This is a genomic window from Pseudomonas sp. Marseille-Q5299 (assembly GCF_943737035.1).
Classification (GTDB): Bacteria; Pseudomonadota; Gammaproteobacteria; order Pseudomonadales; family Pseudomonadaceae; genus Aquipseudomonas; species Aquipseudomonas putida_E.
Genome location: NZ_CALSFR010000001.1, coordinates 194,206 through 205,998, shown reverse-complemented (window position 1 = coordinate 205,998; position 11,793 = coordinate 194,206). Strand labels below are relative to the sequence as shown.

Annotated in this window: 8 protein-coding genes; 1 reads left to right on the top strand and 7 read right to left on the bottom strand. The window is 65.7% G+C overall.

All coding sequences use genetic code 11. The features are described from left to right. Positions 1 to 32 precede the first annotated feature (32 nt). The 4 genes from NGJ21_RS00950 to pvdM all read right to left on the bottom strand — a co-directional run bounded on the left by NGJ21_RS00950 (position 33) and on the right by pvdM (position 5,292). Complete coding sequence (locus tag NGJ21_RS00950; RefSeq protein ID WP_046785267.1) at positions 33 to 1,688, bottom strand: cyclic peptide export ABC transporter; 1,656 nt, start codon at positions 1,686 to 1,688, stop codon at positions 33 to 35. Between the two features lie 74 nt (positions 1,689 to 1,762). Further along, the gene (gene pvdO, locus NGJ21_RS00945; RefSeq protein WP_174142467.1) at positions 1,763 to 2,644 is read right to left on the bottom strand and encodes a dihydropyoverdine dehydrogenase; all 882 of its coding nucleotides are present in this window, start codon (positions 2,642 to 2,644) and stop codon (positions 1,763 to 1,765) included. A gap of 12 nt (positions 2,645 to 2,656) precedes the next feature. Then, positions 2,657 to 3,928, bottom strand: a complete 1,272-nt coding sequence (gene pvdN, locus NGJ21_RS00940; RefSeq protein WP_115274267.1) for a pyoverdine-tailoring periplasmic protein PvdN — start codon at positions 3,926 to 3,928, stop codon at positions 2,657 to 2,659. 17 nt (positions 3,929 to 3,945) lie between these two features. Then, positions 3,946 to 5,292 carry a pyoverdine-tailoring dipeptidase-like protein PvdM gene (gene pvdM, locus NGJ21_RS00935; RefSeq protein WP_046785264.1) on the bottom strand — a complete coding sequence of 449 codons (1,347 nt, stop codon included), beginning with the start codon at positions 5,290 to 5,292 and terminating at the stop codon, positions 3,946 to 3,948. Between the two features lie 216 nt (positions 5,293 to 5,508). On the opposite strand from pvdM, the gene pvdP reads away from it, so the two are divergent. Then, positions 5,509 to 7,137, top strand: a complete 1,629-nt coding sequence (pvdP, locus tag NGJ21_RS00930) for a pyoverdine maturation tyrosinase PvdP (protein ID WP_251961688.1) — start codon at positions 5,509 to 5,511, stop codon at positions 7,135 to 7,137. A 31-nt stretch (positions 7,138 to 7,168) separates the two neighbouring features. Here pvdP and NGJ21_RS00925 read toward each other — a convergent pair whose 3' ends face one another. From NGJ21_RS00925 to NGJ21_RS00915, 3 genes are read right to left on the bottom strand one after another with little or no spacing between them, the layout of a single operon-like run. Then, on the bottom strand, positions 7,169 to 8,572 hold the full coding sequence (locus NGJ21_RS00925; RefSeq protein ID WP_174142469.1) for an efflux transporter outer membrane subunit: 1,404 nt from the start codon (positions 8,570 to 8,572) through the stop codon (positions 7,169 to 7,171). A 3-nt stretch (positions 8,573 to 8,575) separates the two neighbouring features. Continuing rightward, positions 8,576 to 10,540, bottom strand: a complete 1,965-nt coding sequence (locus tag NGJ21_RS00920) for a MacB family efflux pump subunit (RefSeq protein ID WP_174142470.1) — start codon at positions 10,538 to 10,540, stop codon at positions 8,576 to 8,578. Continuing rightward, entirely contained in the window at positions 10,541 to 11,719 is a 1,179-nt protein-coding gene (locus NGJ21_RS00915) for an efflux RND transporter periplasmic adaptor subunit (RefSeq protein ID WP_196996784.1), read from the bottom strand. Between the last annotated feature and the right edge of the window lie 74 nt (positions 11,720 to 11,793).

The window sequence follows — 11,793 nt, the reverse complement described above, 5'->3', positions numbered from 1 at the left end:
ACCCGGCGCGCGTGGGGCGCGCCGGGTGGGGCTCAGGCGAGGGCGGGTGCGTGTTCGACGACGACTTTGCCGGCCTGCAGCCGCACCAGCTGGTCGGCGATGTCGAAGTAGCGGTCATCGTGGGAAATGACAATGATGGTCTTGCCCAGGCGCTTGAGGTCCGGCAGCAGCTCGGTGTAGAAAATCCGCCGGAAGGTCGGGTCCTGGTCGGCGGCCCATTCGTCGAACACCAGCACCGGGCGCTCTTCCAGCCAAGCGTTGATCAGCGCCAGGCGCTTGCGCTGGCCGGTGGACAGGTCGGTGGTGCTGAACGCACCGTCCTTGACGCTGACCTTGTGGGCGATTTCCAGGCGCTCCAGGTAGCGGTTGGCGTCTTCGGGGATGTGCGTGTCCCCCTGCACCACATCATCGAACAGGTAGTAGTCGGCAAACACCGTGGTGAACAATTGCCGGTAGTCGTCGCGAACCTGTGCGTCGACGGCCTGGCCGTTGAGCAGGATCTGCCCCTGTTGCGGCGTGTACAGGCCCAGCAGCAACTTGATCAGGGTGGTCTTGCCACAGCCGTTTTCACCGACCACGAAGACGATGTCGCCCTGGGCGATGCGCAGGTTCACCGGCCCTACCTGGAACGGTTGGGCACCGGGGCTGGCTTGATAGGCATAGCTCACCTCGCGCAATTCCAGGCTGTCGACCACGACAGGCTTGTTGCCGTGGTCCTCCAGCAGCAGGTGCGCTTCAGGCGAAGAAAACTGCTCGGAAAGCTCGGCGATACGGCGAAAGGCGATTTGCGCGCGGCTGACCACCGGCAAGGTACCGATCAGGTGTTCCAGCGGGCCTTTCATGTACAGCAGCACCAGCACGAAGCCGCTGATGGCCTTGGGGTCGGCGCTTGGCCAGAGGAACTGCAGGGTCAGGCCCAGGCCGATGACCACGAAGAACAGCATGGAGCCGAAGCTCTTGGCAATGACGAACGTGTTGATCGAGCGGACCTGAGTGGCGCAGATCGCGTCGGCGGTGTCCTGGATGCCTTGGCGGAACATGCGCTGGCGCCGCGGGCGGTGGATGCGCAGCTCCTTGGCCCCCTCGGCGATGGCGTGGTAGTGCTTCTGCAGCCGGTCTTCCGCGTCGCGCGCCGCCATGAAGCCTTTGATGCCACGGCCTCGAGCGATGTACTGGACGACACTGCCGATACCGATTGCCAGCAGCATCATCAGGAACATCGGCAGTGACAGGGTGGCCAGGTAGCCGAGGCAGCCAAGGGTTACGGTCAGCGAGATTGCCAGGGGCGCAAAGGCGAAGGCGAAGTCGCTGATGGTATCGACGTCATGGGTCAGTACCGGGATCAGGCGGTGGCTGCGGAAACGTTCGATCTGCTCGATCGGGGCCGACAGCACCTTCTCGCCCAGGGCTTTGCGCAGTTTGGCGATGATGTGCTGGCCGACGTAGTTGGTGCCGATGTCGGAGCAGATCGAGCTGGCCAGAGCCAGCGCACACAGCCCGGCGAAGCCGAGGATCACGCTGTTGCTCAGGCCGCCGTCGGCGTGCAGGCCACTGTTGATGGTGGCCAGCAGTGCGGTAACGCTCAGGCCGCCGACCATGCCCATGACGACCGACAGGGTGACGATCGGCCAGAACGGTTTGAGCAGGGTGAATAGCTCGCTCAGCGCCCCGCGGGTTTTGGAGGTCATGTTGAATTCCTGGATCAGAGGCAAAAGTACATCGTTATGACGAGTGGCCCGCGGGGCAATTTAACCGCGTACCGTCACAGGTCGCGGACCACCCGCACACCCAGCCAGTCACCCAGGCGGCCCGGGAAATTGGTGTTGCGGTTGCCGGAGCGGGAGAAGATCGGCGCCTCGCCCCAGTCGTTGCCGCGGATACTTACCACCTTGCAGCTGTCCTTGGCCCGGCTGGCCTGGCCCCAGGCACTGCCGTCGGCCGGGGCGCCTTCATAGCTGTTGTGGTAGCAGTCGGCGACCCATTCGTAGACATTGCCGTGCATGTCGTACACGCCAAAGGCGTTGGCCGGGTAACTGCCCACGGGCGAGCTATAGCTGTAGCCATCCTTGGGGCCATAGACGTTGGCGTGCTGGCTGATTTCCAGGGTGCTGTCCGGGTCGATCGGGAAGGGGAACATACCGGTGCTGGCGCCGCGTGCGGCATATTCGCGTTGGGCCTCGCTGACCATGCGGTAATGCTTGCCGGTCTTTTTCGACAGCCAGGCCACGTAGTCCTGCACATCGTGGTAGCTCATGCACACTGCCGGTTGCTGCGGGCCCTGTTTGTAACTGGGCTTGCTGGCGGTGCAGCGGCGGCCAGGGCGATCGTCGCCGTCGGCGATGCGTGTGCCCGTGGCCTTGAGGTAGCCGTCCCATTGCTCGGCGGTCACCTGGAAGCGGCTGATGGCGAAGGGCTTGGCGAAGGTCACCGCATGCTGCGGACCTTCGTCATCCTGGCGCCCCATTTCGTCGGCCGGGGTGCCCATGTTGAAGGTGCCGGCGGGCAGTACCACCATCTCCGGGCAGAGCTTGTCGCAGTCACGGAACACCGTGCCTGGGGTATCGGCGGCTTGTGCTGCCAGGGCCGGCAGGCTGCAGGCGGCCAGCAGGCCGGCCAGGGTCAGGCGATGCAGGGAAGCGGTCATGGTGATGCCTTGTCAGAGTTGTTGGGTAATCAGGGCCATGGCCCGGTCGATCTGCTGCTCGTCATTGAGCAGGCTGGGGGCCAGGCGGATCACCGGGCCGACATCGCGATACACCGCATCGCACATCACCTTGTTGGCAGTGAGGTGGGCGGCGACGGCGTCGGCGTCGCGGTCCTTGATGCGGAAAAACGTGAAACCGGCCGAATAGCGCTCGCTGCGCGGTGTCACCAGCTGGACCTGACGGTGCTCGGCGAGGCGCGCCTTGAGCAGGCTGTTGAGCTGGTGGATGCGCTGTTGCACGTCGGCCTTGCCCAGCGCCAGGTGCAGTTTGAAGGCCTCGTTGGTGGCCCAGCGGTGTTCGAAGGCGTGGTAGCCGCCAGGGGTCATGATGGTGGCGAAGTCTTCATCGCGGGAGAACGTGGCGATGGTCGGGGTGAGATGCTCCATGCCGGTGGAGGCTGCGCAGATGATGCCTGTGCCGCGCGGGCCGAACATCCACTTGTGGGTGCCGGCGATGAAGTAGTCGCAGTTGAAGTCGGCAAAACGCACGTTCTCCACACCGAAGCCGTGCACGCCGTCGACCACATAGAGAATGCGCTCGGCTTCGCTGCGGTTGCGGTTGTGCTGGCGCACCAGCGCGCCGATCTCACCCACCGGCAGCTTGACGCCACTGCCGGAGTGCACCCAGGTCATGCCGAGCACGCGGGTGTGCGGCTGGATGGCTTTGTCCAGGGTGCTCAGCACCTGGTCGGTGGAGACTGTCCATGGGTCGTCGAACAGGCGGATCTTGCGGGTCAGGGTGCCCTGGCGCTGGGCGCGGAAGGCCAGCGCCTTGTGGGTGGAGTAATGCTCGTGCTCGGTGACCAGGATTTCCTGGTGGGCGCCGACCTTCAGGCCGCCATAGATCATCGCCAGGCCTTCGGTGGTGCTGCCGGTCAGGGCCACCTGGCGCGGCTTGACCTCAAGGTAGCGCCCGGCCCACTCGCGCACCTCGTCCTCGCGCTGCCATTCGTACTGGCTTTCCCAGTCCATCAGGGCGGCGGGGTTGCGGTCCAGCGCGGCACGGTGGCGGTCGATCGCTGCCTGTACCGGGCGCGGGTGGGCGGTCACCAGGAAGTTGGCGAAGTGCGCGACCTGTGGGTCGAGCGGGAACAGCGTGCGCAGGTTGCGCCATTTGTCGGGGCCGCTCAGTGGTGTGCTGGCGCCAGCCAGGGCCTGGGGCAGCAGTGGCAGGCTCGCGGCCAGCAGGCCGGCCTGTTTCAGGAAACTACGGCGGTTGCTCATGGTAGGCAGGGCTCGGCTCAACGGTTGGCGACAGGCTGGGCAGCGCTCTGGACTTGCTCCCAGGCGCGCAGGAAATTGCCCGCCCAGAGCTTTGCAATGTCCGTTTCGCTGTAGCCGCGGGTCAGCAGTTCGGCGGTGACGTTGCTAATTTCGCTGACGTCCTTCCAGCCCTCCAGGCCGCCACCATCGTTGAAGTCCGAGGCGATGCCGACGTGGTCGATACCCACCTTTTTCACGGTGTAGTCGATGGCGTCGACATACTGTTTCAAGGTTGCTTTGGGTTCGTCTTCGAGAATGGCGTACAGCGAGCTTGCATACTCGCCGAAGCGTGCCTCGGGCCAGATGGCGATCACCGCGTCGCCCGGCATCAGGGCATTGGTCAGGCCTTGCAATGGTTGCAAGTCGAAGCGCGCACGCAGGGCATCGAGCTTGTCCACCACCGGCTGGGTCAACGGCTTTAGGTACTGACCGAAGCCGACCACCTGGATCACGCCGCCGCTCTGCTTGATCAGTTGCATCTCCTTGTCGGAGAGGTTGCGCGGGATATCCACCATCGCCCGCGGTGCCGAGTGCGAAGCGATGATTGGCGCGCGCGACAGGCGAGCGACATCTTCGAGTGCCAAGGTGGACATCTGTGACACATCGATGATCACCCCCAGGTCGTTCAGGCGTTTCACTGCCTGCTCGCCCAGCGGTGACAGGCCGCCGAGGGCGTCGGCGGTGTCGTTGAAGAACGGCAGCGGCCGCGAAGAATCGGCCCAGTCGTTGTTGCCGACGTAGCTGAAGCCGAACATGCGCATGCCACGTGCTGCCCACAGGTCAAGCTGCGACAGGTCGTGGCCCAGCGGGTAGGCATTGAGCATGCTGATGAAGATGGCGAACTTGCCTTCGCCGTTGAGGCGCCGGAAGTCGTCAGGGGTGTAAGCGATACCGACCTGGTTGGGGAAGTCGCGGACCATGCCGGTGATGATCTTGTAGCGCCCTTCCTGTTCTTGCCGGGCGGCATCGACGAAGCCGGGGGTGGGGCGGTGCGGGGCGTTCGGGCCGTTCCAGATTTCCGGCCAGCCGAACACGGTCAGGGCGGCACCAGAGAGGCGGCCGCGGTTGGCCTTGACCAGGTCGAACTGGCCCGGGCCATCCTTGTCTACTTCGTGCCCCTCGCTGCCCATGCTCAATGGCACGGTGATATGGCTGTCGAACGAGAGCATGTGCTCGTGCAGCTCCTCAGCCTGCTGCACGATCTTCAGCGGGTAGCCTGCGTGCAGGTGCCGCCAGTAGAAGTAGCCAGCGGCACTTGCCAGGGCAACGGTCAGGGCCAGGGGCAGGCCGATGTACAGGGCTTTGCGGGAACGGGTCTTGGTCATTGCCATCTCGTTGCGCGGTGATCGGGGCGGCTGCCGGCTCAGGGTTTGCTGCGCGGGCAGGGCTTGGGTATCAGGTGGACGAACAACGGCGGGGCAAATTTATCGTTGGCTGCGTCACAGGCCGTCTGCCTGCGGCGGTAAATTTTGCGTACTGCACAACGTTCTAGCCTTGGACGGGCCGTGCTCCATGGCCGCAATGAATGCTCAGGTAGTGCAATGACGATTTCTCGACGCGGGTTCATCGCCGGTGTGGCATTGACAGGCATGGCGGTGCCCGGTGCGCTGTATGTGCGGCACGTGCAGCGCCAGCAGTTCGACGAGCAGTATCCTGAAACCCCGGGCGAAGCCGTTGTCGAACTTGCCGATGCGCCCCTGCAGCAGTTGGGCGACAACTTGCGCGGGTGCTGGCTCTGGACAGCGCAGGGCAGGGACGCAGGGCTGCACGGTTTGCCTGATGGGGAGCTGGAGCTGTTGCTGGACGTTGCCCACAGTGGGCGTGGCCTGCGTGGTTACTTGGACACGCCCGAGCGCCTGCGTGGTCCGCAAGAGCCGCGCTATCGCGTGATGGGCGACCTGCTGGGGGACAAGCCAGGGACACTGCGCTGGCGGCTGTTTTCGACGCAGCCGGGCCAGGAGCAGGCGAACTATGAGTGCCAGGTGGTCCTCGACGAAGCCTGGGGCGGGTTCGGCAACGCCGGTCAGGCGACACTCAATGGCCGCATCCTGCCGCTGAACCGCGCATTGACGCTGCCCGAGCAGGACAACCGGTTTCTAGCGCTCAAGCGGCCTTTCCCCGAGGCCCGCGAACGGGCGCCCCTGGCACCGGCCTTGCTGGCGAGGCTGATCGCGCCGGAGCATCGATTGTTCCACCAGCTCTGGCATGCCGCGCGCGACAAGTGGCACAAGCTGGACGAGGACAAACAGGCAGCGCTGCGCGGCCTGGGCTGGCAGCCAGGGCCGCGGGGCCATGAACGCGATGCGCGGGGCCGGCACAAGGACCGCAACGGTTCGGGCGTGGATTTTTTCTTCATGCACCGGCACATGCTGGGTGCTGCCCGGGCCCTCCAGGACCTACCCTCCTGGCCGCGTTTTCCGCTGCCGCAGCCGGAGCTTGAGCGCGACCGTATCGGCTTCGCCCGCTATTTCGACAACCATGATGGCAATGCCCTACCGCCTACCTGGCTGGCTTCGGACGATGCCGCGTACACCCAATGGGTGCGCGATATAAAGACGCCCGAAACGTTCCATGCCAACTTCCAGGTCTGGGAGTCGAAGTACACTGATCCGCACTACCTGAGCACGCTTACGCTGGGGCAGTTCGGTTCGGAAATGGAGCTGGGTTTGCACGACTGGCTGCACATGCGCTGGGCTTCGGTGCCGCGCGACCCTTCCAGTGGCCTGCCAGTGCCTTTCGCTCGCAAACCGGAGGATTTTGCCGCGCGTTGGTTCCAGGCCGAGAACGACTTCCTCGGCGACCCGTTTTCATCCCATGTGAACCCGGTGTTCTGGCACTTCCACGGCTGGATCGACGACCGTATCGAGGATTGGTTCCGTGCCCATGAGCGGGTCCACCCGGGCCAGGTCAGGCGCCTGGAAGTCAATGGTGTGCCGTGGTTCGCGCCTGGGCGCTGGGTCGAAGTGGCCGACCCGTGGCTGGGGCCAGACACCCACGGTTGCTCGACGGTACCGGGGCTGCGGCCTGGGCGCAGCGTGGAGATGGACCCTGAGACCATGAAGCTGGCGTTGCGCATCATCTTTGGCGACGATGACCTGTTCGCCAAGCTGCGGCCGAAAGTCCCGCAACGCCCCTGGTACGCGCGCAATCTGAAACTGGCTCAGCGCTGAACACACTGGCCGCAAGCCGTGCGCGGCCTTTTCAGTGCGGTACCTGCCAGCCGCCCCCAAGCGCCTTGTACAGCGCCACGCTGCCCTGCAGGCGGGCCAGGCGCAACTGCGCTTGCTGGTCCTGGGCCAGGTAAAGCGTGCGCTGGGTTTCCAGCACGGTCAGCAGGGTCTCGGCGCCAGCCCCATAGCGCTGTTGTGCCAGGTCGAAGGCCTGGCGTGCCTGCAACACTTCCTCGTCCTGCCACAGCCGTTGACGCTCCACACCCTCAATGGCGTTAAGGGCTTTTTCAACATCGGCAAAGCCGGCGAGGATGCTGCTGCGATAGTTTTCCAGCAGTTCGTCCTGCTCGGCTTCGGCCAGCGCGCGTGAGGCGCGCAGCCGGCCGTTGTTGAAGATGGGCGCGACCAGGCCGGCGGTGAGTGTGTAGTAGGAACTGTCGAGCACCTGGGCAAAGGTGTTCGCGCCCGTGCCAAGGTTGGCGCCAAGCGTCAGCTTCGGCAGCATGGCCGCCCTGGCCACCTGCACATTGGCGTTGGCGGCGGCCAGGCGCGCTTCGGCAGCGGCGATGTCGGGGCGGCGAGTCAGCAGTTCGCTGGGAACGCCGCTGCCGATTGCCGGCCACTGCACAGTGGTGATCGGTTGGTGGCTGACCGGCAAGGCCTGCACCGGGTCACCGAGCAAGGTGGCGAGGGTGATGCGGCTGTCTTGCCGCTTTTGCTCGAGCAGCGGCACCTGGCGCTCCTGAGCCGCCACCAGGCTACGCTGCTGGGCCAGTTCAAGGCGGGTGGCGGACCCTGCACGCTGGCGGGTTTCGACCAGGTTGAGCACCTCACGTGCATTGCGCAGGTTAAGGCGTGCGATGCGCAGCTGTTCTTCCAGGGCGATGCCTTGCAGGTAGCTGTCGGCAACCGCACTGACCAGGGTCAGCTCCACTGTCTGGCGGTCGAAGCGGCTGGCGTCGAGGCCGTGCAGCGCGCTCGCCCGAGCCGCGCGCAGGCCGCCCCAGAAGTCGAGTTCGTAGCGGGCGGTAAGTTGCAGGCCGAAGGCTGTGTAGGTGGGCTCGCTGCTACTGACGTCCAGCTGGTCAGACCCTTCGCCGTGCAGCAGGCGTTGGCGGCTGCCATCGAGGCCCCCTTGCACCTCTGGCAGCAACGGCGCGCCAGCGATCACGGCGCGGGCCTGGGCCTGGCGTACGCGGGCCGCGGCAGCGGCGAGGTCATGGGCGTTGTGTTGTGCGCGCCTGACCAGTTGGTCCAGCTCGCTGCTGGCGAACGCCTGCCACCAGTGCCCCGATGGCAGTGCGATGGCGGGCGCAGCTGCCTCGCCTTGCCAGTGTTGCGGTGCGCTGATGCCGCTTGAGGGCGCAGGGGGTGTATTGCAGGCGGTGAGGCCCAGGCACAGGGTCAAGAGGCTGATGCGGCTTGGCAATGTCATGGATTATTCGCTGGTAAGGGCTTTGACCGGGTCGAGTCGGGCGGCCTTGCGTGCTGGCATGAAACCGAACACCACGCCGGTGATGGCGGCGCAACCGAAGGCGCCAAGGATGGCGGGCAGGGCGAAGGCGACGGCGACTTCGGCGAGTATCAGCGCGCCGCCGATCAGCAGCGCCAGCACGATGCCGGTCAACCCGCCGACCATCGACAGCATGACCGCCTCGCTGAGGAACTGGCGCAGGATGTCGCGCTGGCGTGCGCCGGTGGCCATGCGGATACCGATTTCACGGGTGCGCTCGCGCACGGTCATGAGCATGATGTTCATCACGCCGATACCGCCGACCAGCAACGAGATCGCAGCGATCGCCCCGAGCATCAGCGACAGGCTGTTTTGTGTGCGTGCCTCGGCCTGGATCAGTGCCGCATCGTTGGTCAGCTCGAAATCGTCCTTGCCTTGATGGCGCTTGCGCATCAGGCGGTGGATCGCTGTTTCTGTCTCGGCGACCCGGGCCGAGTCGGCTGCGGCGATGATCACGTATTCCGGGTCGTGGCTGCCGAACAGGCGCATGGAGGCGGCGGAATAGGGCACCACGATGCGCTCATCGCTCTTCTGGTCACCCGAACTTGCGCCCTTGCCGGCGAGCAGGCCGACGACCTGGAACGGCACGTTGCCGATCAGCAGGTACTGGCCCAGCGCGTCGGTGCCGGGTGCCAGCAGTTTGTCGCGGACTTTCTGGCCGATGACCGCCACGGCAGCGCCACTTCGTTCGTCGGCTTCGCTGAAAAAGCTGCCCTGCACGACCGGCCAGTTGAGGATGGCGGGGAATTCGACGTTGTTGCCGCCAACGTAGAACCTCTGGTTGTTGTTGCCGTGGCGCACCATCAGGTCGCCGCCGATGACCGGCATGACGCGCCGAACCTGGGGCAGTTCGGCGATGGCGGCGACGTCATCGAGGGTGACGATGCCGCCTGGCTCGCGCAGCGTCGGCGGGCGACCGTTGAGGTAGAGGATGTTGGAGCCGAACGCGGCCATCTGTGCCATGACCTGGCGTTTGCTGCCTTCGCCCACGGCCAGCATGACCACGACCGAAGCCACGCCAATGACGATGCCAAGCAATGTCAGGGCGGTGCGGAACCGGTTGATCCACATGACCCGCCACGCTGCCTGCAAGGCCTCGAGCAGCTCGCCTTTCCATGCGCCACGCACGGTCGCGCCGCGGTCCAGGCGCTGGCGCAGGTCATCGGCCTGCAGGCCTTGTTGTGCAGCAGCGGGAGGCTGGTCGCAGGCCGAGTCGCTGATCATCAGCCCGTCGCGGATTTCCACCACCCGGCGTGCCCGCGCCGCCACCTCGCGGTCGTGGGTGATCAGGATGATCACATGGCCCTGGCTGGCCAGCTCGTCCAGCAGGGCCATGACCTCGGTACCGCTGTGGCTGTCCAGGGCGCCGGTCGGCTCGTCGGCAAGGATGATATGGCCGCCATTCATCAGCGCGCGGGCAATCGACACGCGTTGCTGCTGGCCGCCGGACAACTGATGCGGGCGGTTGCCGGTGCGGCTGGCCAGGCCAAGGCGCTCAAGCAGGGCGGCTGCGCGGGCGTGGCGCGCGGCGGGCGGGGTGCCGGCGTAGATGGCCGGCATCTCGACGTTTTCCTGGGCTGAGCCTGAAGGGATCAGGTGGTAGCCCTGAAACACGAAACCAAAGGCTTCGCGGCGCAGCCAGGCCAGTTCGTCACTGCCCAGGTGGGCAACGTCCTTGCCGGCGAACAGGTAGTGGCCCGAGGTGGGGCGGTCGAGGCAGCCGAGGATGTTCATCAGCGTCGACTTGCCCGAACCCGACGCACCGACGATGGCGATGAACTCGCCGGGGTGGATGTTCAGGCTGATGCCGCGCAGTACGTCGACCTTGGGGGTGTCGATACCACCGTAGGATTTGCGGATGTCGCGCAGTTCGATCAGGGGAACGGCCATTCAACCTCCGCTGGCCAGGGGCGCACCGATGACCAGGCGCTCGCCTTCGCTGAGGCCATCGAGCACTTGCGCCCGCAGCCGGTCGCTGAGGCCGATGCGCACTGTGCGTTGTTCGACCTTGCCATCCTGGCCCAGTACCTGGGCCATGCGCAGGTCATCGGCCTCGCTGTCGTCCAGTGCCGCCAGCGGCGCGGTGAGTACCTGGCTGGCCTGGCCGGCGACGAAGAACACCTGGGTGGTCATGTCGGCCATCAACGCCCCATCAGGGTTGTCGACGTCGAGCAGCACGGTGTACTGCACCACCTGGCTGCCTGTCGTACCGGCGATCGCGCTGGCAGGGCCGCCGCCGCCCTGGCTGGTGTGCGCCAGCGGCTTGGGCGGAATCGGCAGGATCTGCCGCACGGTGCTGTTCCAGCGGCGTTTGCCGCCGGCCAGGGTGGTGAAATAGGCGGTCATTCCAGGTTTGACTTTGCCGATGTCGGCTTCGGACACCTGGGCCCACACGGTCATCGGCGAGAGCTTGGCGATTCGCAGAATCAGAGGCGTCTGCTGCTGGGCGTTGAGGGTCTGGCCTTCACGGGCATCCACCGCCACCACGGTGCCGTCCATCGGCGCATAGATGCGTGTATAGCCAAGCTCCGCCTCGTCGCTGCGCAGGTTGGCCTGGGCCTGACGGATCTGCGCCTGGATCATGTCGATGCGGGCCTGGGTGACCTTGAGCTGGGCGTCGGCCGCCTGCAGGTCTTCCTCGCGTGTGGCGCCCGCGCCAGCCAGTTCGCGCTGGCGCCGGTACTGCTGCGTGGCCAGCAGGTACTGGGCGCGCTGCTCGGCCAGTTGCGCCTTGAGGTTGTCGATCGAGAACCGCCCGGCGTCCAGCCTGGCCTGCTGGGTAGAAGGGTCGATCTCCACCAGCAACTGCCCCGTGTGCACCTGATCGCCAGCCTCCACGTGCAGCTTGCGGATCTGCCCGGAGGCTTGGGCGCCTACATCCACATACCGTCGTGGCTGCAGGGTACCCAGGGCGGTGACGCTGCTTTCGATGTCCGCGCGGACGACTGCGACGGTACTCACGGGCACGGCACCCAGAGGGAGCGCCTTCCAGGCCAGCAGGCTGCCAAGGGCCAGCAGGCCGAAGCTGCCAGCCAGCAGGTGGCGGCGAATGTTGGGTATGCGTCTCATGCGGACTTCCAGCCAAAGGGTGGCCACACGCAGCCAGGTCAAGGTGCGCACGGAGGTGCCAGTTAAACGAAGGC